The 22537-nt window shown below is 65.5% G+C and carries 25 protein-coding genes and 1 tRNA gene; 16 read left to right on the plus strand and 10 right to left on the minus strand.

Translation table 11 applies throughout. The annotated features are described in order from the left end of the window. Position 1 precedes the first annotated feature (1 nt). The 4 genes from AS93_RS0111570 (at position 2) to AS93_RS0111585 (ending at position 5093) form a co-directional block, all read left to right on the plus strand. Positions 2-946 (plus strand): Nudix family hydrolase, encoded by a 945-nt coding sequence (locus AS93_RS0111570; protein WP_027590761.1) that lies wholly within the window; start codon positions 2-4, stop codon positions 944-946. Positions 947-1073: 127 nt separating this feature from the next. Continuing rightward, positions 1074-2372 carry a sialidase family protein gene (locus AS93_RS0111575; RefSeq protein ID WP_051587454.1) on the plus strand — a complete coding sequence of 433 codons (1299 nt, stop codon included), beginning with the start codon at positions 1074-1076 and terminating at the stop codon, positions 2370-2372. Beyond that, positions 2369-2968, plus strand: coding sequence for a hypothetical protein (locus AS93_RS0111580; protein ID WP_027590763.1), 600 nt, complete (start codon positions 2369-2371; stop codon positions 2966-2968). Before AS93_RS0111575 ends, AS93_RS0111580 begins: the two co-directional genes overlap by 4 nt. An 85-nt stretch (positions 2969-3053) precedes the next feature. Then, a complete protein-coding gene (locus tag AS93_RS0111585) occupies positions 3054-5093 on the plus strand; it encodes an alkaline phosphatase family protein (RefSeq protein WP_027590764.1) in 2040 nt (679 codons plus the stop codon). Positions 5094-5164: 71 nt separating this feature from the next. On the opposite strand, the gene AS93_RS0111590 is transcribed toward AS93_RS0111585, so the two are convergent. Genes AS93_RS0111590 through AS93_RS19265 form a run of 4 tightly spaced genes read right to left on the minus strand, consistent with a single transcriptional unit; the run spans position 5165 to position 9727 of the window. Further along, positions 5165-5746, minus strand: a complete 582-nt coding sequence (locus AS93_RS0111590) for a cob(I)yrinic acid a,c-diamide adenosyltransferase (protein ID WP_027590765.1) — start codon at positions 5744-5746, stop codon at positions 5165-5167. 6 nt (positions 5747-5752) lie between these two features. Next, entirely contained in the window at positions 5753-7759 is a 2007-nt protein-coding gene (locus tag AS93_RS0111595; RefSeq protein ID WP_027590766.1) for an ATP-binding protein, read from the minus strand. Positions 7760-7803: 44 nt separating this feature from the next. Next, positions 7804-8715, minus strand: a complete 912-nt coding sequence (locus AS93_RS0111600) for a putative 2-dehydropantoate 2-reductase (RefSeq protein WP_027590767.1) — start codon at positions 8713-8715, stop codon at positions 7804-7806. A 55-nt stretch (positions 8716-8770) separates the two neighbouring features. After that, the gene (locus tag AS93_RS19265; RefSeq protein WP_051587455.1) at positions 8771-9727 is read right to left on the minus strand and encodes a response regulator; all 957 of its coding nucleotides are present in this window, start codon (positions 9725-9727) and stop codon (positions 8771-8773) included. 129 nt (positions 9728-9856) lie between these two features. On the opposite strand from AS93_RS19265, the gene AS93_RS0111610 reads away from it, so the two are divergent. After that, positions 9857-10336, plus strand: a complete 480-nt coding sequence (locus AS93_RS0111610; protein WP_027590768.1) for a YajQ family cyclic di-GMP-binding protein — start codon at positions 9857-9859, stop codon at positions 10334-10336. Positions 10337-10369: 33 nt separating this feature from the next. On the opposite strand, the gene AS93_RS0111615 is transcribed toward AS93_RS0111610, so the two are convergent. Together AS93_RS0111615 and AS93_RS0111620 are read right to left on the minus strand one after the other, a co-directional pair. Next, positions 10370-11902 (minus strand): AmpG family muropeptide MFS transporter, encoded by a 1533-nt coding sequence (locus AS93_RS0111615; RefSeq protein WP_027590769.1) that lies wholly within the window; start codon positions 11900-11902, stop codon positions 10370-10372. A 33-nt stretch (positions 11903-11935) separates the two neighbouring features. Next, a complete protein-coding gene (locus tag AS93_RS0111620) occupies positions 11936-12280 on the minus strand; it encodes an MGMT family protein (protein WP_027590770.1) in 345 nt (114 codons plus the stop codon). Between the two features lie 119 nt (positions 12281-12399). On the opposite strand from AS93_RS0111620, the gene AS93_RS0111625 reads away from it, so the two are divergent. Then, complete coding sequence (locus AS93_RS0111625) at positions 12400-13413, plus strand: DUF481 domain-containing protein (RefSeq protein WP_027590771.1); 1014 nt, start codon at positions 12400-12402, stop codon at positions 13411-13413. 39 nt (positions 13414-13452) lie between these two features. Here AS93_RS0111625 and AS93_RS0111630 read toward each other — a convergent pair whose 3' ends face one another. Then, the gene (locus AS93_RS0111630; RefSeq protein ID WP_027590772.1) at positions 13453-14211 is read right to left on the minus strand and encodes an SDR family oxidoreductase; all 759 of its coding nucleotides are present in this window, start codon (positions 14209-14211) and stop codon (positions 13453-13455) included. A gap of 102 nt (positions 14212-14313) precedes the next feature. Here AS93_RS0111630 and AS93_RS0111635 point away from each other — a divergent pair, with 102 nt between their 5' ends. The 5 genes from AS93_RS0111635 to AS93_RS0111655 all read left to right on the plus strand — a co-directional run bounded on the left by AS93_RS0111635 (position 14314) and on the right by AS93_RS0111655 (position 19336). Further along, positions 14314-15042, plus strand: coding sequence for a HugZ family protein (locus AS93_RS0111635; protein ID WP_027590773.1), 729 nt, complete (start codon positions 14314-14316; stop codon positions 15040-15042). A 66-nt stretch (positions 15043-15108) separates the two neighbouring features. Then, a complete protein-coding gene (locus tag AS93_RS0111640) occupies positions 15109-15558 on the plus strand; it encodes an FxsA family protein (protein WP_027590774.1) in 450 nt (149 codons plus the stop codon). A gap of 201 nt (positions 15559-15759) precedes the next feature. Continuing rightward, complete coding sequence (locus AS93_RS0111645; RefSeq protein ID WP_027590775.1) at positions 15760-16053, plus strand: co-chaperone GroES; 294 nt, start codon at positions 15760-15762, stop codon at positions 16051-16053. Positions 16054-16098: 45 nt separating this feature from the next. After that, on the plus strand, positions 16099-17739 hold the full coding sequence (groL, locus tag AS93_RS0111650; protein WP_027590776.1) for a chaperonin GroEL: 1641 nt from the start codon (positions 16099-16101) through the stop codon (positions 17737-17739). A gap of 133 nt (positions 17740-17872) precedes the next feature. Further along, positions 17873-19336, plus strand: coding sequence for a helicase HerA-like domain-containing protein (locus AS93_RS0111655; RefSeq protein WP_027590777.1), 1464 nt, complete (start codon positions 17873-17875; stop codon positions 19334-19336). Between the two features lies 1 nt (position 19337). On the opposite strand, the gene AS93_RS0111660 is transcribed toward AS93_RS0111655, so the two are convergent. After that, positions 19338-19562 carry a hypothetical protein gene (locus AS93_RS0111660; protein WP_027590778.1) on the minus strand — a complete coding sequence of 75 codons (225 nt, stop codon included), beginning with the start codon at positions 19560-19562 and terminating at the stop codon, positions 19338-19340. Positions 19563-19723: 161 nt separating this feature from the next. After that, on the minus strand, positions 19724-19984 hold the full coding sequence (locus tag AS93_RS0111665; RefSeq protein WP_027590779.1) for a hypothetical protein: 261 nt from the start codon (positions 19982-19984) through the stop codon (positions 19724-19726). Positions 19985-20152: 168 nt separating this feature from the next. Here AS93_RS0111665 and AS93_RS19270 point away from each other — a divergent pair, with 168 nt between their 5' ends. From AS93_RS19270 to AS93_RS0111680, 3 genes are all read left to right on the plus strand, one after another. Then, the gene (locus AS93_RS19270) at positions 20153-20437 is read left to right on the plus strand and encodes a hypothetical protein (RefSeq protein WP_234702686.1); all 285 of its coding nucleotides are present in this window, start codon (positions 20153-20155) and stop codon (positions 20435-20437) included. Continuing rightward, positions 20434-20739, plus strand: coding sequence for a cell division protein ZapA (locus tag AS93_RS0111675; RefSeq protein ID WP_027590780.1), 306 nt, complete (start codon positions 20434-20436; stop codon positions 20737-20739). The genes AS93_RS19270 and AS93_RS0111675 overlap by 4 nt, the downstream gene beginning before the upstream one ends. Before the next feature lie 80 nt (positions 20740-20819). Beyond that, positions 20820-21377, plus strand: coding sequence for a DUF2780 domain-containing protein (locus tag AS93_RS0111680; protein WP_027590781.1), 558 nt, complete (start codon positions 20820-20822; stop codon positions 21375-21377). Positions 21378-21428: 51 nt separating this feature from the next. Here the strand turns inward: AS93_RS0111680 and AS93_RS0111685 are convergent. After that, a tRNA-Gly gene (locus AS93_RS0111685) sits at positions 21429-21503 on the minus strand. Positions 21504-21624: 121 nt separating this feature from the next. On the opposite strand from AS93_RS0111685, the gene AS93_RS0111690 reads away from it, so the two are divergent. Continuing rightward, the gene (locus AS93_RS0111690; RefSeq protein WP_027590782.1) at positions 21625-21876 is read left to right on the plus strand and encodes a hypothetical protein; all 252 of its coding nucleotides are present in this window, start codon (positions 21625-21627) and stop codon (positions 21874-21876) included. A gap of 35 nt (positions 21877-21911) precedes the next feature. Next, a complete protein-coding gene (locus AS93_RS19275; RefSeq protein WP_051587458.1) occupies positions 21912-22529 on the plus strand; it encodes a transglutaminase-like cysteine peptidase in 618 nt (205 codons plus the stop codon). The last annotated feature ends 8 nt before the right edge of the window (positions 22530-22537 follow it).

The raw sequence follows: 22537 nt of genomic DNA on the forward strand, positions 1-22537 counted from the left end.
CGTGACGCGTATTGAAGTGGCCGCCGCAGTGATCCGTGGCGGCGATGGCCGGGTGCTGATCGCCCGGCGCCCGCTCGACAAGCACCAGGGCGGGTTGTGGGAGTTCCCCGGCGGCAAGATCGAGCCCGGCGAGACGGCCGAGGCCGCGCTCGGCCGAGAGCTGCAGGAGGAGCTGGGCATCCAGGTTCGCGCCGCCCGGCCGCTGATCCGCATCCACCACGATTACCCCGACAAGCAGGTGCTGCTGGATGTCTGGGAAGTGACCGCTTTCGACGGCGAACCCCACGGAGCCGAAGGCCAGCCCCTGGCCTGGGTGCGTCCGCAGGATCTGCCTGAATACGAATTTCCTGCCGCCAATCGGCCGATCGTGGCGGCGGCCCGTCTGCCCGACCGCTACCTGATCACGCCCGACGGGCTTGCGCCCGACGAGCTGCTGCGCGGGCTGCGCCTGGCGGTGGAGCAGGGCGTACGTCTGGTTCAACTGCGCGCGCCGTCGATGTTCGATCCTGCCTACCGCGATCTGGCCCTGGATGCCCTGGGGCTGTGCGCCGGGCGTGCCCAGCTGATGCTCAAGGGGCCACTTGAGTGGCTGGGCGACTTTCCGGCGGCGGGCTGGCATCTGACCGCGGAGCAGTTGCGCCGCTACGCCCCCAACGGTCGGCCGTTTCCCCGCGAGCGCTGGCTGGCCGCCTCGTGCCACAGCGCCGAGGAGTTGGCGCTGGCGGCGCGCATGGGTGTGGATTTTGTCACTTTGTCCCCGATTCTGCCCACGCTCAGCCACCCCGACGCCGAGCCGCTGGGCTGGGGCATGGCAAGTGAACTGACCGAGCGCTGCACCTGCCCGGTGTTCGTATTGGGCGGGCTGTCCCACGAACATCGGGCACAGGCGCGGAACATCGGAGCGCAGGGCGTCGCCGGCATCCGCGGATTCTGGCCGCTGGCCTGATTCTTGTATCCGGCGCAGCGGATGCCCGGTGCCGCCAAGATTCTGCCAAGCCGCCGACCGTTGCGCGTCGCTTCGGTCTGGCCGGTGTGCGTCGAGGCGAGCAGTAGTCTCGATCTATGGACGTGTCATGAACCCACACACTTTCAAAAGACTTGCCCTGACCCTGGGTGGCCTGGGCCTGGCGGCGGTATTCGCCTTCGCCTGGCAGAGCAAGCCGCAACCGCAACTGGCCGGCTTTGCGTTGCCCCAGACGCAGGTTGTTCCTCTGGCAGGAGATCAGCAGCCGGTGTTCGAGTCGCGCTTCGCGTCTTCGAACCTGCAGAATTTTGCGCACGCCTCGGCGATCACCGCGCTGCCCAACGGTGACCTGTTGTCGGTCTGGTTCGCCGGATCGCGCGAAGGCGCCGCCGATGTACAGATCCGCGGTGCACGTTTCGATGTCCGCAGCGGTACCTGGGGTGAGGAAATGATCCTGGCTACCCGGGAATCCACCCAGCGCGGATTGCAGAAGCACATCCGCAAGCTGGGCAACCCGGTGGTGGTGGTCACTCCGGATGAGCGCCTGTGGATGTTCTATGTATCGGTTTCCATCGGTGGCTGGGCTGCCAGCTCGATCAATGCCATGTTCTCCGATGACCTCGGCAACACCTGGTCCACTCCACGGCAATTGGTTACCTCGCCGTTCCTGAATATCAGCACGCTGGTACGTGGCGCGCCGGTCGTCCATGCCGATGGCTCGATTGGTCTGCCGGTCTATCACGAGTTTCTGGGCAAGTTCGCCGAGTACCTGTACCTGGACCGCAACGGCGAAGTGGTGGACAAGTTCCGCATCAGTCATGGCAATCATTCCCTGCAGCCGACCGTTGTGCCGCTGGACGGACAGCGTGCGGTGGCGATGCTGCGTTACGCCGGTGATGAACTGCATCGCGTACTGGCCAGCCGTACCGAGGACGGTGGCCAGACCTGGAGCGCGCCGGTGCCACTGGCGCCGAACAACCCCAACTCGTCACTGGCGGCGATCGTCACCCCCCGCCACGGTCTGCTGGTGGCGCTCAACGACCTGACCGAGGGCCGCTTCCGCCTCAGTCTGTACGGGGCCGATGCCGAGCTGCAGCAATGGACGCCGCTGATGGATCTGGACGAGTCCCCCGATCCGGAAGGCGACCCTGTGGACGAGGCGACCTACCAGAGCCTGCTGCGTGCCGAGTACCGACAGGCTCGCGCAGACCTCGGTGATGCTGATCTGGATGCCTTGCTTGAGCGCCACGATCGGCGCGTCTGCAAGCGCGGGCGTTGCAACCTGGAGTACGACTATCCCTACGTGATTCGCGGGGCCGACGGCCGTTACCACCTCGTGTATTCCTGGAACCACTCGTTCATCAAGCACGTGAGCTTCAATGACGCCTGGCTGGAGCAGCAACTGTGACCCTCGACTTCTGGCATATCCACCTCTGCTTCGCCCTGTTGGCGTTTCTGCTGCTGCCGCTGCGCGGCCGCCCCTGGCCACTGCAACTGGCGGTGCTGGCTGGGCTCCTCGTGCTTGGTTTCGTGCCGGTGGGTGAGCTGCCGCTGGCGCTCTACGTGCGTACGCTGATCCCCGAGCCCTCCGTTGTCGGCCTGCTGGCGCTGGTCTGGGCGGCGCTGGTTCGCCTGGAGCTGGTTGCGCCGCTGGCGGCTCGTCAGCGCTTTACGCTGTTGATAGTGTTCGGTGCGCTTGGATTGATCCTCTATCCTGCCGCCCTGGGCATCGGCCCCTTCGATCCCTACCGGTTGGGATTCAGCCCCCAGCCCATGATCCTCGCCGTTGGCGTGCTGGCGTTGGCGCTGCTGGTGAGTGGCAATCTCTTGGGCACCCTGTTGCTGAGCCTGGCCACCCTGGCCTTCGGCCTCGACCTGCTGGCCTCGGAGAACTACTGGGATTACCTGCTCGACCCCTTTGTTGCCCTGTATTGCTGGTTCGCCCTGCTGGGTCATGGGGTGCGGCGATTCAGGCGTGCCGGCCCGCGAGAACTGGCTCGCTGAACGATACCGGCCCCGCCTGCGCGGGGCTTTCGCATGTTTACCGCCGGCTGCTTTGGCCGGCGTTGGTTGGTCTTGAGGTGAAATGATGGATTGGCTGCAGTCCCGCCGCTTGCACTACTGCTTCGGCGTCGTGGCAATACTCTTCCTGTGGTTCGCCGTCCTGCGGATGGTGTTCTTCTTCGGCTTCTCCGGCCTGGACAGCAGTGCGCTGACCGATAACGGCGCGGTGCCCGAAACCCTGGGCATCGGCCTGCGCTTTGACCTGCGTCTGGCCATCCTGCTGACCTTGCCGCTGGCCGTACTGGCCTGGCTGCCGCGCTGGAACCTGACCAGCCTGCCCTGGCTGCGCTGGTTGCCGCGCCTGTACCTGGCGCTGGCACTGGCCGTGCTGATGCTGGTGTACATCATCGATTTCGGCCACTACGCCTATCTGGGCGTGCGGATCAATGCCACGGTGTTCCGCTTCCTGGGTGATATGCAGATCTCCCGCGACATGCTGTGGCAGACCTACCCGGTAGTGTGGATCAGCCTCGGCTGGGTGGTTTCGGTGGGGCTGCTGACCTTCGCCCTGGTACGCCTGGAGCGCGTGACCCTGGCCCGTCCGGCGCGTCCGCTCCAGCGCTGGTCGCGGGTATGGGGCAGCGCCCTGGTGGTCGTGCTGGTGTTCTTCGGCCTGCTGGGCCGGTTTGAGAACCTCAACCTGGAGAACCCGGTACCGCTGCGCTGGAGCGACGCGTTCTTCTCCGGTGACAACCAGGTCGCCTCCCTGGGCCTGAACCCGGTGCTGTTCCTCTATGACACTTCGAGTGTCAGCCTCCAGCCCTACGATACCGAGGCGGTGCGCGAGCGCTACGAACTGCTGGTGAACTATTTCGGTATCCAGCAGCCGGACGCGGCGGCACTCAATCTTCGTCGCAGCCAGGACGTGCAGCCGCATGCGCTGGCGCTGGGCGAGCGCAAGCCGAACGTGGTGTTCGTGATGCTGGAGTCGCTGGGTGCCAGTGCGGTGGGCCATCACGGCAACCCGCTCAACCCCACGCCGAACATCGACCGCCTGGCCGAGGAAAGCTGGACCTTCAAGCACTTCTACGTGCCGGCGGTGGGCACCGCCAAGACCGTGTGGGCCAGCATCACCGGCATTCCGGACGTGTCCCGCGGGGAGACCTCAACGCGCAATCCGCTCATCGTCAACCAGCGGGTCCTGGTCAATGCGCTGGAGGGCTACGAGAAGTTCTACATGATCGGCGGCAACGCCGGCTGGGCGAACATGAACGCGCTGGTGCGCCAGAGCATCGATGGCGTGCGTCTGTACGAGGAAAGCTACTGGAAGTCGCCGCAGGTGGACGTCTGGGGGATCTCTGACCTGAGCCTGTTCAAGGAAGGTGACGAACTGCTGCGCGCGGTGCCGAAGGACAAACCCTTCTTTGCCTACATCCAGACCGCCGGCAACCATCGTCCCTTCACCATTCCGAAGGACAATGACGGCTTCCAGATCAGCGAGCTCACCGAAGAGCAGGTGCGTGAATACGGCTCGGTGACCAAGGCCCAGTACGAGGCGGTGCGTCTGCTGGACTTCAACATCGGCAGGCTGATGGAAATCGCCAAGGCCGGGGGCTGGTACGAGGACACCATCTTCGTGATGTTCGGTGACCACAACACCCGCATCACCCAGTTGCCGCACATGCCGCCGGCCTTCGAGAAGCTGGGCATCGAAAGCAACCACGTGCCGATGCTCATCCATGCGCCCAAGTACCTGTCTGCGCGTGTGTTCGAGGAAGCGACCGGGCTTTCGGATCTGTGGCCGACGCTGATGGGCCTGCTGGGTATCCCGTATGAAACCGGCACCATGGGCCGCGACATCCTGCAACCGACCCCTGAAGGGGAGCGCGTGGTTCCGCTGATGCTGCACGAAGGCACGTTCCCCGTGTTTGGCGGCATCACCAAGGACTTCCTGCTGCGCATGAACCACGACGGCAGCAATCCGACCCTGCACGATCTGGCGTCCCAGCAGCCGCTGGAAGACGTAGCGCAGGAGCATCCGGACGAGTTCGAGCGCCTGCGCGAGCTGACTCGCGGGCTGTACGAGGCGGCACGACTGATGCTGTATCAGAACGTGCGCGACTGATCGAACGGTGCAAACGAAAAGGCCGACAGCATGTCGGCCTTTCTCGTTTCAGTACGTTGTCGGCAACGGCGTCATACGCCCGGCTTGGCGGCCGCCTGCCAGAGGATCTCCGCCACGTGCTGGCGCCGGGCGATCAGCCGCGCAGCGACGAACAACAGGTCGGACAGGCGGTTCAGGTAGGCCAGCAGCTCGTTGCGCAGCGGCTCCTCGCCGTTCAGGGTCTGGCAGCGCCGCTCGGCCGCCCGCGCGGCACTGCGGCACAGATGGGCCTGGGCAATCAGCCGCGAGCCGCCAGGCAGGATGAAGTTTTCCAGCGGACCGACTTCCTCGTTCCAGCGGTCGATAGCGTCTTCCAGGCGGGCAATTTCGCCAGCATCCAGCGCCTGGTACTCGGGCATCGCCAGCTCGCCGCCCAGGTCGAACAGGCGATGCTGGCACGGCGCGAGCACCTCGCTCAGCTCACCGAGACCGGGATGACGCTCCTGCGCTTCGTCCAGTTCGGCCAGCAGGACACCCAGGAGGCTGTTGAGGCTGTCCACCTCGCCCATCGCCTCGATGCGCGGATGGTCCTTGGGCACCCGGCGACCATCGGCCAGGCCGGTCTCGCCGGCATCGCCGGTGCGGGTGTAGATCTTGGACAAGCGGTATCCCATATGAAATCAAAGTCCCGAGCTGGTGGGCGGTTCGGCCAGCGGCAGGCGCAGGGTGAACTGCGTGCCCTGGCCGGGCATGGAGGCGACCTCCATCTGGCCCTTGTGGTTGTTGGTGATGATGAAGTAGGAAACGGACAGGCCGAGCCCGGTGCCGTCACCCACTTCCTTGGTGGTGAAGAAGGGCTCGAAGATACGCTTGCGCACCGCCTCGGGCATACCCATGCCGTTATCCTCGACCTGGATTTCCGCCCAGGGGGGGCTCAGGCGGGTGCGTATCAGGATGCGGCCGTCGTCGCGCGGGTGAATGGCCTGGGCGGCATTCTTCAGCAGGTTGAGCAGCACCTGCTCCAGTTCGTTGGCAATGCAAGGCACCTTGCCCAGTTCGGGGTCGAAATCGCGCTCGATGCGCAGGCCCTTGAAGTCGAAACCTTCGCTGAGGTCGAAATCGTTGCCGGCGATCTCCACAGCCTGGTCGATCAACTGCGGCAACGAGGCCAGCGCCATTTCGCGATTGCTGCGCCGGCTGAAGCTGAGCATGTGGCTGACGATGCGCGAGGCGCGGGTGCCGGCCCCCTGGATGCCATCCAGCAGTCGAGGGATTTCCCGCGCATCCAGGTAACGGGTGACCGCTTCCAGATCGACCCCGCAGGCCTCCGCTTGCTGACGGTTGCGCTCCAGGTCGGCAGACAGCCGTCGGCGGATGTTCTGCACGTTGTGCAGGATCGCCCCCAGCGGGTTGTTGATCTCGTGCGCCATGCCGGCCGCCAGGCCACCGACCGACAGCATCTTCTCCGATTGCACCATCGCTTCTTCCAGCGCCAGGCGCTGGGTGATGTCGTCGATGCGGATCACCACGCCCCGACCGGCGCCGCCGGCCAGCGGATAGACCGTCAGGGTGTAGTGGCGCAGCTCGTCGCCCAATGGCCAGGCGACCCGCTCGATGCGTGCCACCCGGTGCTGCTCGACCGCTTCCTGCAGTTGTGCCAGGTAGGGCTTGAGCTGCGGGAAGGCCATCAGTACCGGCTGGTTGAGGGCCTGTTCGAGGCTGGTGCCGGAGAGACGCGCGGCTTCCTTGTTCCACTGGGTGACGAACAGGTCCTGGTCCAGGGCGATCAGCGCCGAGGGCATGGAGTCGATGATGCTGTTCAGGTAGTTCTGGAAGCCGGTCAGCTGGCGCTCGATCTTGCCGCGTACCTGCACTTCCAGTTCCAGTTGGCGGTTGGAGTGGCGGGTTTCCTCGGCCAGCGAGTGGGCGCGATCGAACGCCTCGCGAGCCTCGTCGCGCGTACGCTTGAGCTGCTGTTCGCGGGCCTGCATGCGCGACAGCATGGTGTTGAAGGCTTCCGCCAGGCTGCCCAGCTCATCGCGGTTGCCGGGTGCGGCGCGCAGCGCATAGTTCTCCTGCCGGGTCACCTGGCGCGCCAGCTCTTCCAGGTTGCGCAGCGGGCGAGTCACCAGGCGGCGTACCTGGCGGTCGATGAGCAGCCAGAACAGCAGGCTGAGCGCCAGGATCGCCGCGCTGGCGCTTAGTGTGCCGGTCCAGAAGGCGCCGGGAATCTCGCTGGAGGCCACCAGCAGCAAATGGCCGGAAGGTCCCTGGGGTTGCGGCAGCGCGGTCAACTGATGGGTGTGGAACTGGCCGTTGCGCCAGGCCTGCAGCTGGGACAGGTGGGCGGGCAACTGCAGGGCGTCGTCCTCGCCGAACTGCGCCAGCCGGCGCCCCTGGCCGTCGAACAGTGCGGCAGCACGCAATGGACGGTAGCTGTGCAGCTGCCCCAGCAACTCGGCGGCGGCCTGCGGCGAGGCGAGCGCCTGCTGGCTCAAGGCGGGCGTGGCGGCCAACTGGCCGAGCGTATGCATGGCCTGGGGCGTGACGCTCTGCTGGGAAATCCAGTAGGCGGCGCTGATGAAGGTCAGGTTGGCTACCAGCAGCACGGTAGCCAGCAGCACCAGCAGGGCCGCGAGCAGTTTCCGGCCGACCGGCAGGTTGTCCAGGCGCCGTTGCAGGCTCATGGTGATTTCGCGACAGGTTGCGGTTCGGGCAGGGTAGCGGGGCTTCAGGTATCGGGCAATCCGCGCGCGCGCAGATGGGCCTGCAGGCTCTGCAACAGTGCGGTCAGCCGCGGCAGGGGCACGCCCTGCCTGAGGCCCTCGGCGCAGGCATGGCCGAGCAGGTAGCTGATCTCGGTCCGTCGTCCGGCGCCGACATCCTGGCGCATCGAGGAGCTGTTGGCGGCAGTGGCCTGGATGACCCGCTGCACCTCCTCGAACAGCCCCGCGGCTGCCTCGTCCTGGCCGCAGGCGTGCAGCAGGCCGCCCAGCTCCGTGCAGAGCCCGGCGACCTCGTCCTGGTGGGCGTCCAGCTCGCCGTTGCGACAATCGTGCAGCACCGTCAGCGGATTGATCGCGCAATTGATGGCCAGCTTGCGCCACAGACGGCTCTGGATCTGGTCGCTCCACGCGTGGGGGATGCCGGCCTGGGTCAGCTCGGCAAGCCAGGCGGGCGGGGCCGGATGATACGGGTCGCCCAGCCAGGTGGTGCCGCGCCCGGCGAACACCACCCGGAACGGGCCGTCGCGGTAGGCGCCCTCGGTGCTGGAGGCCAGGATGCAGCGCGCGCCCGGCAGCCGCTCGGTCACCTGCTGCTGACTGCCCAGGCCGTTTTGCAGCAGGATCAGTTCGGCATCCGCGGTCAGTCGGTGGGCGATGGCGTCCACGGCGGCCAGCGCGTCATAGGCCTTGCAGGCCAGCAGCAGGCGCCGGATGGGGTCAGAGGCATCGACAGTCTGGGCGGAAATCGCCAGGCGCTGTTCCCTGCCGTTCTCGACCAGGGTCAGGCCGCCCGCGTCATGGTAGGCGGCCAGCCGTTCGGCATCGCGCAGCAACAGCGTCACCGGCAGGCCGACGCGCGCCAGGCGCGTGGCCCAGAGACTGCCGAGGCTGCCGGCGCCGAGAATATGCCAGGTCATGGGAAAAGGGCCTGTGGCGGAAAAGCCCGGACGATAGCCAAATGCAGCCCGTGTGTCAGCCCAGCTGGCGGATGCGCATCTCGCCTTCCGGACTGTTCTGCGCCAGCAGTTCGCTGGCCTGGGCCAGCAACTGGTCGGGCGTTTGTGGCAGGGCGCGGCTGTCCACGCCCAGCAGGGCGATGTCCGCGTGCAGCTCGAAGGCGCCGTCGCGGGTCCGGAAGGCCTGGCGGTTGAGGTTGTCGGCCAGGCGCCGGAAGCTGTTCACCGCGCCTTCCTCCAGACGGTCGAGCAGGGCGATCAGGGCGAAATGGCCATCATCCAGGCGGGCGAGCACATCCAGCGGGCGGACCAGCTGTTGCAGGCGCCGGGCGATACCGGTCAGCAGTTCGCGATACAGCGCCTCGCCATGTCGGTCGCGCAGCCCTGGCAGCTGCGGCACGCCGATCAGCAGGAAACAGAAGGCCCCGCCACGGCTTTCCAGCTCGCGCAGGCAGTCGGCGAGCTTGAGCTGCAGGCAGCGGGTGTTGCCCAGGCCGGTGAGCGGGTCCACCTGATTGCGCTGCTCGAGGTTGGTGAAGCTCTGGGTCAACTGGTGGTTTTCCTGCAGCAGGCGCTGCAGGGTGTTGCACAGCCGGTCGCCGGCCAGCACGCGCGGGATCAGTTGTTCATGGATCTTGGCCTTGCTGATGAAATCATCCACGCCGCGTGCGAAGGCCTCGCCCAGATCGCTTTCGCCTTCGCGGCCGGTGAGCAGCATGATGTAGGTGTAGTGATCGGACATCTCGTCCTGCTGGCGGACCCGGGCGGTCAGCTCCAGGCCATCGATTTCCGGCATCAGCCAGTCGGCGAGCAGGATGCCCGCCGGGCGTTCCTCCAGCTGGCGCAGGGCTTCACCGGCACTGCTGGCGAAGCGGACGTCGCGGTAGCCGGCCTGGGTCAGGGCGCGGCCGATCAGGGCGCTGGAGAACTTGGTGTCGTCCACCACCAGAATGCTGACTTGAGGATTGGGCATCGGCAGGCTCGTTGGCGGTACGGCACGGGGGCCGGTTTGTGCGGCTATAATGACCGGCCCTTTTCAACCGTCAAGCCAGCCGCGTTTCGTTCCGTGAAGCCGGTCGCGACAACCTTTTGGAGGATTCCCATGCCCTCGTTCGACGTGGTTTCCGAACTGGACAAGCATGAACTGACCAATGCCGTGGACAACGCCGTGAAGGAGATCGACCGGCGCTTCGACCTGCGCGGCAAATGCAGCATCGAGAGCAAGGACAAGGAGCTGACGATCACCGCCGAGGCCGAGTTCATGCTCGAGCAGGTGCTGGAGATCGTGCGGAGCAGCCTGGTCAAGCGCAAGATCGACGTGCAGTGCCTGGAAGTGAAGGATGCCTACGCGTCCGGCAAGGTGATGAAGCAGGACGTGGTGTTCCGCGAGGGCATCGACAAGGAGCTGGCCAAGAAGATCGTCGCCCACATCAAGGACGCCAAGCTCAAGGTCCAGGCGGCCATCCAGGGCGAGCAGGTGCGGGTCACCGGCAAGAAGCGCGACGATCTGCAGGAGGTCATCGCCTCGCTGCGCGGGCAGAGCTTCGACATGCCGCTGCAGTTCACCAACTTCCGTGATTGAGGAAAAAGGGCCGGTTCAACCGGCCCTTTTCGTTTATTGGCGCGCCTCGGATTCGGTCGTCGCGACCGCCTGCGCATGGCGCCGGTCCCGGCCCCATTGCAGGCCGATGAGGATCAGCGTGGGAATGCCCAGCAGGGCGGTGATGACGAAGAAGTCCTGGTAGCCGTGGCGCTCGACCAGCGCGCCCGAATAGCCACCCACCAGCCGCGGCAGCAGCAGCATGATGGAGCTCAGCAGGGCGTACTGGGTGGCGGAGAACTTGAGATTGGTCAGGCTCGACAGATAGGCCACGAAGGCTGCGGTGGCCAGGCCGCCGCTGAAGTTGTCGCAACTGATGGTGACCATCAGCATCTTCAGGTCAGGGCCGATGCTGCTGAGCAGGGCGAACATCAGGTTGGTGGCCGCCGACGCCACGCCCCCGACGAACAGGATCGGCAGGATACCGAAACGCACGATCAGCAGGCCGCCAGCCCCGGCGCCGAGCAGGGTCATCACCAGCCCGAACAGCTTGCTGATGCTGGCGATCTGTTCCTTGCTGAAGCCCAGATCGATGTAGAACACATTGGCCATCACGCCCATCACCGTATCGGACATGCGATAGGTGGCGATCAGGCCAAGCATCAGCAGCGCCTGCCAGCGATAGCGCACCACGAAATCGCTGACCGGGGTGAGTACTGGCGCCAGGCTGCGCCGTCCGACGGCGGACAGGCAGGCGGCGATCAGCAGGCCGTAGAGCAGGGCGCGCAGGAAGGCGCGATCGTCGGTGAGCAGGCCGAAGGGGTTGCTGGCCAGCAGGGAGAACTCGGTGTCGTACAGCTGGGTGAACAGCGCGGGAACCGAGACCAGCAGCACGATCAGTACCAGGACCGACAGCAGCTGGCGGTGCAGGCCGTACTGGGCCGGTGCCTGATTCTGGCTCAACGGTTGCGGCTCGCGAATGACCAGGCTGGTCAGCAGGCCGGGCAGCATCAGCGCGGCGAACAGCAGGTAGGTGCCACGCCAGGCGCCGAAATGGTATTCGCCGCCTGTGGAGCCGAACCAGCTGGCGAAGTACAGCGCGCCGGCAGTGGCCAGCAGGGCGGCCACCCGGTAGCCGGCCATGTAGCTGGCCGCCAGCGCGGCCTGGCGGCTGTCCTCGGCGACTTCCAGGCGGTAGGCATCGATGGCGATGTCCTGGGTTGCCGAGGCGAAAGCCACCAGCACCGCCAGGGCGATCAACCAGGCCAGGTGCTGCTGCGGATCGAACAACGCCATGCCGACCAGGCCGAGCATCACCAGGCACTGGGACAGCACCAGCCAGGAGCGGCGCCGGCCCAGGCGGCCGAGCAGGGGTAGGCGCCACTGGTCGAGCATCGGCGCCCACACCCATTTGAAGGCGTAGGCCAGGCCGATCAGGCTGGCGAAGCCGATGGCCTGCAGCGACACGCCGGCTTCGCGCAGCCACACCGAGAGGGTGGCGAACACCAGCATGTAGGGCAGGCCGGCGGCAAAGCCGAGCAGCAGCAGGGCCAGGGTGGCCGGGCTGGCATAGGCGGCGAGGGCGTCACGCCAGGTGCGTTTGGTCATGGAAGGGTGAGGCAGGCGTCAGGAAGGCTGCATCTAACCGCAGTTTTCCTCCGGATGCCAGCCGTGCCGACGCAAGTCCACGCGGTTCCCATCCAATAGCAGGCCTTCATCACGCAGGCGGGCACGCTGTTCGTCGCCCGCCGGGCTGCCGGCGGGCAGGCTCAGGCGTCCGCCCGCAGCCAGCACCCGGTGCCAGGGCAGGCGCGTCTCGTCCGGCAGTTGCGCCAGGGTGCGTCCGACCCAGCGCGCAGCGCGTCCCAGACCCGCCAGCTGGGCCAGTTGGCCATAGGTCACCACCTTGCCGGCCGGTACCTGGGCAAGGACGGCATAGAGCGCTTCGCGGCGGGGCTGGGGCGTATCGAATTCAGGTTCGGTCATGCGGGCCTCGTGACAGCGGGCAGGGGGACGAACGGCTACGCCCGTCGGTCGGGGGTGCGTCGTCTCGCTCAAGGCAGGATAATGCCGCGCTTGTGCAGAGATTTTGACGAAGTTTTCCGATGACGTTGTTCCGAAGTGTTGTATGCGTAGTCGCGCTGGGCTGCGCGCTGCCCGCGCTGGGCGATACCGTCTGGCTGAAGAATGGCGATCGCCTGACCGGCATTATCAAGGCGTTCGACGGTGGCAAGTTGGTTCTCCAGACGCCGTACAGTGGCGAGCTGTCGATCAGTTGGTCGAGCGTGGCGACCCTCGAAAGCGACCAGGCGGTGATGGTCAAGCAGAGCCGCTACGAGGGCGAGGTCGCCCGCTCCCTGCAAAGTGCCGAGGAGGGCCATGTGACCCTGGCCAACGGCGAGCGCCCGCGGACCGTGCCGCTGTCCAGCATCCAGCAGATCCTCAGGCCCAAGCCGCTGCTCACCGACCTGAGCTGGAAGGGCTCGGTGGATGTGGCCTTCAACTACAAGGATGGCGCGAGCCAGACGGAAGACCATAACGTCAAGCTCGCCACGTCGGCCCGCCACGGTCGCTGGCGGCACAATGCCGGGGCCGAGTACAACCGCGAGCTGAGCAATGACGTCGAGGTCGAGGACAACTACGACCTGGAGTACGCGCTCGACCATTTCGTCAGCGATCAATGGTTCTGGCAGGGTCGTTTCGACTACCAGCGCGACAACCTCGGCGACATCGAGCGCCAGCGCCAGCTGGGTAGCGGCCCCGGTTACCAGTTCTGGGACAACGAGCTGGGCGCCTTCTCGCTGGCCTCGCTGATCAACCGCAGCGATTACGACTATGCCAACGGTGAGAACGACAGCTTTCTGTCGGTGGGGCTGAAATGGCAGTACAACCGCTACCTGCTGGGCAAGCGCTTCGAGTTGTACAGCAAGGGCGAGGTCGGCAAGCCGCTGGACAGCGTGGCCGACTACTCGCTGGACGCCGAGGCGGGGGTTCGCTACCGGGTCACCGACTGGGCGTGGCTGAACGTGCGCGCCGAGAAGGACATGGTCAAGGGCGGCAAGGACAATGCCCGCCTGAACGAGCAGCGCTACCTGTTCGGGGTTGGCGTCGGCTGGTGATGTGCCGGCTCCGCGGGAGCCGGCAGCGGGAGGACGGGATTACAGGCGCAGGCCGCCGTCCAGCTCCAGGATGCGACCGGTGAAGTAGTCGTTCTCCAGGATGTAGGCCACCGAGTGGGCGATTTCCTTCGGCTGGCCGAGGCGCTGCAGCGGAATGCCCGAGGTCATCTTGGCCAGGGCTTCGGGTTTCATGCTGGCGACCATCTCGGTCTCGATGAAGCCCGGCGCAACACCGCCCACGCGGATGCCGTAACGCGCCAGCTCCTTGGCCCACACCACGGTATCGGCCGCCACGCCGGCCTTGGCGGCCGAGTAGTTGGCCTGGCCCATGTTGCCGGCCCGGGAGATCGAGGAAATGTTGACGATCGCCCCCTGGCACTTCAGCTCGATCATCTTGGCCGCCACCTCGCGGGTGCACAGGAACACGCCGGTCAGGTTCACGTCGATCACCGACTGCCACTGGGCCAGGCTCATCTTGCTCAGCTCGCCGTCCTTGACCTTGATGGTCAGCCCGTCGCGCAGGATGCCGGCGTTGTTCACCAGGCCGTGCAGGGCGCCAAAGTCGGCAGCCACCCGGGCGACCATGCCGGTGACCTGCTCTTCATTGGCCACGTTGCACAGGTAGGCGCGCGCTTCGCCACCGGCCTTCTGGCACGCCGCCACGGCCTCGTCCAGCTTCTCCTGGTTGAGGTCGACCAGCGCCAGCCGGGCGCCGCGGGCCGCCAGGTACTCGCCCATGGCGCGCCCCAGGCCCTGACCGCCGCCGGTGATGATGATGACTTTGTCCTTGAGTTCCATGTTGTGCCCCTTGAAGTACTGCGGGTGGTTGCCTCGCGCGGGTGGCCAGCGGCTATGCTGGGCCTCCCCATCCGTTTCCCACGGGTTCAGCGAGGAGTCGAAATGAGTGCCAAGGCCGCGAAGCATGCCCGAGAACTGCTGCTCAAGGAATACCGTGGCATGTTGGCCACCCACTCCAAAAAGATGCCGGGCTTCCCGTTCGGTTCCGTCGTGCCCTATTGCCTGGATGCCGACGGGCGGCCGCTGCTGCTGATCAGCCGCATCGCTCAGCACACCCACAATTTGCAGGCCGATGGGCGCTGTTCGCTGCTGATCGGCGAGCGTGATGCCGAGGATATTCAGGCCGCCGGCCGGCTGACCCTGCTTGCCGAGGCTCGGCAGTTGAATGAAGAAGGGGCCATCGAGGCGGCCGCCGCGCGCTACTACCTCTATTTTCCCCAGTCGCGGGATTACCACCGCATCCATGACTTCGATTTCTGGGTGCTCGAGCCGGTGCGCTGGCGCTTTATCGGCGGCTTCGGGTCGATTCACTGGCTGGAGGCCGTTTCCCAGGCCAATCCCTTTGCTGGCGAGGTGGAGCAGGGCATGCTGGCGCACATGAACCGCGATCACGCCGCAGCGATCGGCCATTACCTGTCCCTGGCGGGCATTCCGGGGGAGGCTGCGGAGATGGTCGGCATTGATGCCGAGGGTTTCCACCTGCGCGTCGGGTCGCGGCTGCACTGGCTTCCGTTCCCAACATCCTGTAACAGTCCGCTGGAGGTTCGTCAGGCCCTGGTGCAGCTGGCGCGGGCCGCGCAATGGCCGGAACGGGACGAACGCAGCGGTTGAATTCCCGGCCCCGCACCGTCATCTAATGGGCATTCGGAGCGTTGCTCCCCTTTCAGAGAAGTTGTGATGCGTGTCTTTCTGTTGCTGTTCCTGCTGTTTCCCCTGCTCGAACTGGCCGTGATGATCAAGGTCGGCGGCTCCATCGGGGTGCTGGGCGTGCTCCTGCTGATCATCGGCGCAGGCATTCTCGGCGTCATGCTGATCCGCGTGGCCGGACCGGCCATGGCCCTGCGCGCCCGCGAGCGCCTGGCGCGGGGCGAGATGCCGGAAGCCGCCATGCTCGAAGGCCTTATGCTGGCCGTCGGTGGACTGTTGCTGCTGTTCCCCGGTTTCATTAGCGACGTGCTGGCGGTGGTCTGCTTGCTGCCGATGACCCGCAACCTGCTGCTGCGCAAGCTGCGCCAGAAGGCCGAGGAGCAGGCGCGCCGTCAGCGCGCCTTCGCCGATGACCTGGCAGCGCGCCAGTCGCAGCGCACCAACGTCATCGACGGCGAGTACAAGCGCCACGACCGCTGACGTTCCTCCGGGGTGAAATTTTCTTCATCCCCGCCCTTGAAATGCGCTTGCCTGTCCCTATCTAGCTGTCACCGCAAGGTTTCTGCTTCGGCAGAGCAGTTTTCGCGGCGCGCCAGGGGCGCGACCGCTCCGGCCTCGCCGGAATCACTAACGGGTCGGTGGGTTCACCGGCTGCAAGCAACTACTTGGGAGAAATCGACAATGGCACTTCGTCCCCTGCATGACCGCGTCGTCATCCGTCGCAGCGAAGAAGAAAGCAAAACCGCTGGCGGCATCGTGCTGCCGGGCTCGGCCGCCGAGAAGCCGAACCGCGGTGAAGTCGTTGCCGTAGGCGCTGGTCGCATTCTGGACAATGGAGACGTTCGCCCGCTGGCCGTGAAGGTCGGTGACAAGGTGGTGTTCGGCCCCTATTCCGGCAGCAACGCCATCAAGGTTGACGGCGAAGAACTGCTGGTGATGAGCGAGAACGAGATCCTCGCCGTCATCGAAGGCTGATACCCGCTTACGCATTCATCCCTGTAACGAATTCGAGGAAAGAACATGGCTGCCAAAGACGTAAAGTTCGGTGATTCCGCCCGCAAGAAGATGCTCACCGGTGTCAACACCCTGGCCGACGCGGTCAAGGCCACCCTCGGCCCGAAGGGCCGCAACGTGGTGCTCGAGCGCAGCTTCGGCGCGCCGCTGATCACCAAGGACGGCGTGTCCGTCGCCAAGGAAATCGAACTCAAGGACAAGATCGAGAACATCGGCGCCCAGTTGGTGAAGGACGTGGCCTCCCGCGCCAACGACCAGGCCGGTGACGGCACCACCACCGCCACCGTGCTGGCCCAGGCCATCGTCACCGAAGGCCTGAAGTCCGTGGCTGCCGGCCTGAACCCGATGGACCTCAAGCGCGGCATCGACAAGGCCACCGCTGCCGTGGTCGCCGAGCTGAAGAACCTGTCCAAGCCCTGCGCCGACAGCAAGGCCATCGCCCAGGTAGGCACCATCTCCGCCAACTCCGACGACTCCATCGGCAACATCATTGCCGAAGCCATGGACAAGGTTGGCAAGGAAGGCGTGATCACCGTTGAAGAAGGCTCGGGCCTGGAGAACGAACTGTCCGTGGTCGAAGGCATGCAGTTCGACCGTGGCTACCTGTCGCCCTACTTCATCAACAAGCCGGACACCATGGTGGCCGAGCTGGACAACCCGCTGCTGCTGCTGGTCGACAAGAAGGTCTCCAACATCCGCGAGCTGCTGCCGGTGCTGGAAGCCGTGGCCAAGTCCGGCCGTCCGCTGCTGATCGTTGCCGAAGACGTGGAAGGCGAAGCCCTGGCCACCCTGGTGGTCAACAACATGCGCGGCATCGTCAAGGTTGCTGCCGTGAAGGCGCCGGGCTTCGGCGATCGCCGCAAGGCCATGCTGCAGGACATTGCCATCCTCACCGGCGGTACCGTGATCAGCGAAGAAGTCGGCCTGAGCCTGGAGGGCGCCACCCTGGAGCACCTGGGTAACGCCAAGCGCGTGGTCCTGTCCAAGGAAAACACCACCATCATCGACGGTGCCGGCGCGCAGGCCGACATCGAAGCTCGCGTGGCGCAGATCCGCAAGCAGATCGAAGAAACCACCTCCGACTACGACAAGGAAAAGCTGCAGGAGCGTCTGGCCAAGCTGGCGGGCGGCGTTGCGGTGATCAAGGTTGGCGCAGCCACCGAAGTCGAAATGAAGGAGAAGAAGGCTCGCGTCGAAGACGCCCTGCACGCTACCCGTGCGGCCGTCGAAGAAGGCGTGGTGCCCGGCGGCGGTGTGGCCCTGGTGCGCTGCCTGAGCGCCATCGCTGGCCTCAAGGGTGTCAACGAGGAGCAGGACGCCGGTATCAACATCCTGCGTCGCGCCATCGAAGCGCCGCTGCGCCAGATCGTCACCAACGCCGGTGACGAAGCATCCGTGGTGCTGGACAAGGTCAAGCAGGGCTCCGGCAACTTCGGCTACAACGCCGCGACCGGCGAGTACGGCGACATGATCGAGATGGGTATCCTCGATCCGGCCAAGGTGACCCGCAGCGCGCTGCAGGCTGCCGCGTCCATCGCCGGCCTGATGATCACCACCGAAGCCGTGGTGGCCGACCTGCCGGAAGACAAGCCGGCTCCGGCCATGCCCGACATGGGCGGCATGGGTGGCATGGGCGGCATGATGTAAGCCGACCGGTCCCAAGCGCTGTATTGAAAGCCCCGCCTTGTGCGGGGCTTTTCTTTTTTGCGTGGCAGGCCCGCGAGGAATCCGGGCCGGTGGGCTACGTTCAGAAGCGAATGCATCGCCGCGAGCGCCCGCCATGTCCGATATCCTCTCCTTCCTGCTCGGCAGCGACCCGACCGGCCAGCCAGTCGGCCAGCCGCTGCGCCTGACCAACCGCCATGGGCTGATCGCCGGCGCCACCGGCACCGGGAAGACCGTCACCTTGCAGCGCTTGGTGGAAAACTTCAGCGATGCCGGCGTGGCGGTGTTCGCCACCGACATCAAGGGAGACCTGTGCGGCCTGGGTGTGGCCGGCCAGCCGACTGGCAAGGTCGCCGAACGCATTGCCAGCATGCCCTGGCTGGCGCACCAGCCGAAGGCCTATCCGGTAACGCTCTGGGATATCCAGGGTCGCAGCGGTCATCCGCTGCGCACCACCTTGAGCGAAATCGGCCCGTTGCTGCTCGGCAACCTGCTGGAGCTGACCGACAGCCAGCAGGCCGCGCTGTACGCGGCCTATCGGGTCGCCGACCGGGAAGGCCTGCTGCTGCTCGATCTCAAGGATCTCAAGGCCCTGCTGAACTACCTCCAGGTCAATCCGCAGGCGCTGGGCGAGGATGCGGCGCTGTTCACCCGGGCTTCCGCCCAGGCGCTGCTACGCCGCTTGGCCAGCCTGGAGCAGCAGGGCGCCGAGGCGCTGTTCGGCGAGCCGGCCCTGCAACTGGAAGACCTGTTGCGCCCGACCGCCGATGGACGCGGCATGGTTCACCTGCTGGATGCCCGGGGACTGGTGCATGACGCCCCGCGGGTCTATGCGACCTTCCTGCTCTGGCTGCTGGCCGAACTGTTCGAGCAACTACCCGAGCGTGGCGACGCCGAGCGACCGCTGCTGGCGCTGTTCTTCGACGAGGCGCACCTGCTGTTCAACGACACGCCCCGTGCCTTGCAGGAGCGCCTGGAACAGGTGGTGCGGCTGATCCGCTCGCGCGGCGTCGGGGTGTATTTCGTCACCCAGTCGCCCGGTGATCTGCCGGATACCGTGCTCGGCCAGCTGGGCCTGCGTATCCAGCACGCGCTGCGCGCCTACACGGTGCGCGAGCAGAAGGCCCTGCGGGCGGTGGCCCAGGGCTTTCGCCCCAACCCGCACATCGACACCCTGGCGACACTGACCGAGCTGGGCATCGGCGAGGCGCTGGTGGGTACGCTGGACGAGAAGGGCACGCCGGCACCGGTGCAGCGCGTGGCGATCGCGCCGCCGCAATCGCGCATCGGTCCGCTTGGCGAGAATGAACGCGCCCGGCTGCTGAGTGACTCGGCGTTGGCCGGTCGTTACGAACGAACCCTGGATCGCGAGTCGGCCTACGAACTGCTGGCGGAACGGGCAGACGATGCGGCCCGGGTGAAGGAAGCGAGCAGCGCATCCGCGCCGCCGGTGACCGATATGCTGGGTGACTTCCTGCAGCGCACGGTACAAAGTGCCGTACGGCAAACGGCCAGCCAGCTGGGGCGGCAACTGGTGCGCGGCCTGCTGGGTTCGCTGCGTGGCAGTGGCAAACGCTGAATCAGTTGCTGGTTTTGCCAGCCTGCTCCTCGGCGGCCTTGCGCAGGTCCTTTTCCATGCGCTCCAGTTCGCGCTGGAAAACCTGGTCGGAAACGGTGGATTTCTTTCGCCAGGGCTTGCGGCCCGGGTCCGGCTGGGCGGCGTAGGTGATCACTTCTCCGCCGTACACATCCTTATATCGGTTGGCCTGGCGTTCGAGTTCGGCACGCAGCTCTTCTTTGGTCACGAGTTACCTGTTTGCGATAAACATTGATTGGGATGACGGACACAGTGACAACCGGCGGAAAAGTTTCCTCGCCATGAAGTCGGTTAACGGCTGGAAAGTATATCGCTGGCAATTGTTGTTGGCAGGTTGCCGGCATAAAAAAGCCATGGTTGCGCCAGTTTTCAATGCGTGCGTTCCGCAGCATTGCAGAGTGCCGGCAGCAGGGTGTGGGAAATGGCCTGCCGCACTTCCGGGTGCAGTGTGGCGCGTCCGGCCAACAGCTGTTCCACCAGGTGGCGCAGCTCCCTCGCCCGCTGCGCATCAAGGCCCCGTACCGCCTGTTCACAGGCCTCCGCCGGGCTGGTCTGTGAAGGTATTTCAAGGCCGACGGCGTTCAGGTACTCACGAAAGGCTTCTGCGTCAATATAGGGAGCGGCTGGCATTGTGCAGGATTCCCGGGAACGATTTCGATGCTGAAAAGATAGTTCCGTGTGTACGCCTGCGCCAATCTCCGACAGGCGTTGCGGGTGGCTGTCGGAAGACATCTGTCGAGCCCTCTTTGCCGCTGGCCACCCGCTGCGTATTTCCATTATCGTAGCGGCTCCGTTGATATGCCCCTGGAAGTCATGATGTTGGAAGAAACCCTCGAGCAAATGGAGCAACTCATTGGCGATCTGCTCGCGCAGAACCAGCAGTTGCTGGCCAGTCAGACCGAGTTGACCGAAGCCCTGGCGCAGATCAAGGAAGAAAACGACACCCTGCAGCTGCAGGTGCTGGAAATGGAAGAAAAGCAGGGTGCCGTGGTTGCGCGTCTGCAGACCATGCTGCAGCGGGCCGGCAAGCTGACCAGTGTCGGTCAGGCCACCGGCGTTGGTAGTGTCATCGCCAGCGCATGAACAGCGATAACGCAGTCTCGGTTCTGAGCTTCTTCGGCCGCGACTATGCTCTCAAGGCTCCGAGCGGGAAGCAGAAGCTTCTCGAGGAATCGGCTGCGTTGTTGCGCGCACATATTGCGGACATTCAGCAGAAGCGCCCGGCCATGCGCTCGGACGAGTTGCTGCTGCTGGCGGCGCTAAGCGTCTGCTCCGCTCATCTGGAAATGCAGGAACAGCATCGGCAGCAGCTGGAATCGGTGGAGCAGCGGCTCATGGCCACCCGAGACCGGATCCAGCTGCAACTGGATCTGGCTGCCGGCTGACCGGCGCGCGAAACTGGCAGTCGCGCGATATCGGTCGATAATCGGCTGGGCCCAGCCTTCTTCCCCATGAGGATTCTTTGATGAAGCACCCAGCTCTTGCGAGCCTGGCGATGGTCGTGGCGCTGTCCGGCTGCGCCAACTCCGGCGTGACCATGAACGACGCCGTACAGGTGGCCTCGGCCATCAATACCGCGACACCCAATGCAGGCACCTCCGCCACCCGGACCACCATCACCGAACTGCTCAATGTGTTCGCCGCCACTCCGGTTTCCGGTCAGCAGGCACTGGGCGGCACTGCCGCGCTGCTCGGTCTGGCGCAGAGTCAGCTGGGTGGCAACCAGTATGCCCAGCTTGCCCAGCAGGTGCCGGGCCTACAGCAGATCACCGGCAGTAACGCGGTCAGCCAGCTGAACGCGCTGGGCATGCTGAGCGGCAAGAGCAATCAGCAGTCGTTGCTCAGCACTGCGCTGGGCAACACCGGCAGCCCTGCAGGGGTCAACCAGGCGTTCTCCGCGCTGGGCATGGACACCAGCATGGTGGGGGTCTTTTCCCAGCTGCTGCTGCAGTATTTCGGCAGTGAGGGGGTCAGTACGCCGCTCCTGCAGAGCCTGGCCAGTGTCTGGGGCGTTCAGCGCTGAAGCGTGCGAAAACAAAAAAACCGGCCACTGGACCGGTTTTTTCATTGAAGCTGGAGCGGGCGATGGGAATCGAACCCACGTCATGAGCTTGGGAAGCTCAGGTAATGGCCATTATACGACGCCCGCAAAGGCGGCCTTTTTACCAGAAGGCCGGGCAAAAAAGAAGCCCGCCGGTGCCCGGTTTGCAACCATTCGCTGATCGGACGAGTCCACACAGTGATCTCACCACCACCGCGAGGGATCTGTCATGCGCCTGCCGATCATGGCCCTGCTGGGCTCCACTCTTGTGCTGTCCGCCTGTGCCGGCCAGCCCTCCTCAGCGACTGCGGAGCAGGCGCTCAACCGCTATGGCGCCAAGGCTCAGTTCCAGCATTTCCGGCCGCTGCAGCCGGACTTTCGCGACGCGCCGGCCGGTGAATACCGTCTGGTCCAGGCCCGCCGTTACGAAGGGCGCGGACAGGTGAGCCACTACCGCTGGCGGCGCGAGCCCCTGGAGTGAGCGGGACTGGCAAGCGCGCCGGTCGGTGCGGGCTATTGGCATTGTGCTGCGTCTGGCTGCCAGCCTGGGGCTGGGACGTGGCCGAGATCGGCCGGCGCGCCGAAGTCCTGTACGGCCCGCAAGCCGAGGGCAGTCAGCGCCTGGGAGCCTGGTGGCGGCTGCTGGCTGAACAGCGTGACCGTGACGTCGAGGAACAGCTGCGCGCCGTCAACGGCTTCTTCAATGACACCCTGCGTTTCGATGACGACCGTCGTATCTGGCAGCGCATCGATTACTGGGCTACGCCGGTCGAGTCGCTGTACCAGGGCGCGGCCGATTGCGAGGACTACGCCCTGGCCAAGTACGTCAGCCTGCGCCAGCTCGGCGTACCCATGGAGCGCCTGCGCCTGACCTATGTGAAAGCCTCCGGGCAGGCACACATGGTGTTGGCCTACTACGCTGAACCCGACGCAGACCCCTGGGTGCTGGACAACCGGGTCACCGCTGTCCTGCCCGCCAGCCAGCGGAGCGACCTGCAACCCGTCTACGCCTTCAACGGCGAAGGGCTGTGGTATGCGGATCGCCTGGCGGGTGATAGCCAGGGTTTGTCGCGCTGGCAGGAGGTGCTGCACCGAATGCGGCGCGAGGGGTTCCCGTCCCTGGTTCAGCGCTAGGGCTCGCA

It is taken from the genome of Pseudomonas sp. RL, assembly GCF_000647775.1.
Lineage (GTDB): Bacteria > Pseudomonadota > Gammaproteobacteria > Pseudomonadales > Pseudomonadaceae > Serpens > Serpens flexibilis.

Excerpts from the sequence above, each read along its gene's own strand:
- AS93_RS0111680 (WP_027590781.1), top strand. The coding sequence starts at position 20,820 with ATGAAGCACCCAGCTCTTGCGAGCCTGGCGATGGTCGTGGCGCTGTCC.
- AS93_RS0111640 (WP_027590774.1), top strand. The coding sequence starts at position 15,109 with ATGCGTGTCTTTCTGTTGCTGTTCCTGCTGTTTCCCCTGCTCGAACTG.
- AS93_RS0111615 (WP_027590769.1), bottom strand. The coding sequence starts at position 11,902 with ATGACCAAACGCACCTGGCGTGACGCCCTCGCCGCCTATGCCAGCCCG.
- AS93_RS0111595 (WP_027590766.1), bottom strand. The coding sequence starts at position 7,759 with ATGAGCCTGCAACGGCGCCTGGACAACCTGCCGGTCGGCCGGAAACTG.
- AS93_RS0111675 (WP_027590780.1), top strand. The coding sequence starts at position 20,434 with ATGAACAGCGATAACGCAGTCTCGGTTCTGAGCTTCTTCGGCCGCGAC.
- AS93_RS0111625 (WP_027590771.1), top strand. The coding sequence starts at position 12,400 with ATGACGTTGTTCCGAAGTGTTGTATGCGTAGTCGCGCTGGGCTGCGCG.
- AS93_RS0111630 (WP_027590772.1), bottom strand. The coding sequence starts at position 14,211 with ATGGAACTCAAGGACAAAGTCATCATCATCACCGGCGGCGGTCAGGGC.
- AS93_RS19265 (WP_051587455.1), bottom strand. The coding sequence starts at position 9,727 with ATGCCCAATCCTCAAGTCAGCATTCTGGTGGTGGACGACACCAAGTTC.
- AS93_RS0111590 (WP_027590765.1), bottom strand. The coding sequence starts at position 5,746 with ATGGGATACCGCTTGTCCAAGATCTACACCCGCACCGGCGATGCCGGC.
- AS93_RS0111655 (WP_027590777.1), top strand. The coding sequence starts at position 17,873 with ATGTCCGATATCCTCTCCTTCCTGCTCGGCAGCGACCCGACCGGCCAG.
- AS93_RS0111665 (WP_027590779.1), bottom strand. The coding sequence starts at position 19,984 with ATGCCAGCCGCTCCCTATATTGACGCAGAAGCCTTTCGTGAGTACCTG.
- AS93_RS0111620 (WP_027590770.1), bottom strand. The coding sequence starts at position 12,280 with ATGACCGAACCTGAATTCGATACGCCCCAGCCCCGCCGCGAAGCGCTC.
- AS93_RS0111585 (WP_027590764.1), top strand. The coding sequence starts at position 3,054 with ATGGATTGGCTGCAGTCCCGCCGCTTGCACTACTGCTTCGGCGTCGTG.
- AS93_RS0111610 (WP_027590768.1), top strand. The coding sequence starts at position 9,857 with ATGCCCTCGTTCGACGTGGTTTCCGAACTGGACAAGCATGAACTGACC.
- groL (WP_027590776.1), top strand. The coding sequence starts at position 16,099 with ATGGCTGCCAAAGACGTAAAGTTCGGTGATTCCGCCCGCAAGAAGATG.
- AS93_RS19270 (WP_234702686.1), top strand. The coding sequence starts at position 20,153 with ATGCCCCTGGAAGTCATGATGTTGGAAGAAACCCTCGAGCAAATGGAG.
- AS93_RS0111575 (WP_051587454.1), top strand. The coding sequence starts at position 1,074 with ATGAACCCACACACTTTCAAAAGACTTGCCCTGACCCTGGGTGGCCTG.
- AS93_RS0111635 (WP_027590773.1), top strand. The coding sequence starts at position 14,314 with ATGAGTGCCAAGGCCGCGAAGCATGCCCGAGAACTGCTGCTCAAGGAA.
- AS93_RS0111600 (WP_027590767.1), bottom strand. The coding sequence starts at position 8,715 with ATGACCTGGCATATTCTCGGCGCCGGCAGCCTCGGCAGTCTCTGGGCC.
- AS93_RS0111645 (WP_027590775.1), top strand. The coding sequence starts at position 15,760 with ATGGCACTTCGTCCCCTGCATGACCGCGTCGTCATCCGTCGCAGCGAA.
- AS93_RS0111690 (WP_027590782.1), top strand. The coding sequence starts at position 21,625 with ATGCGCCTGCCGATCATGGCCCTGCTGGGCTCCACTCTTGTGCTGTCC.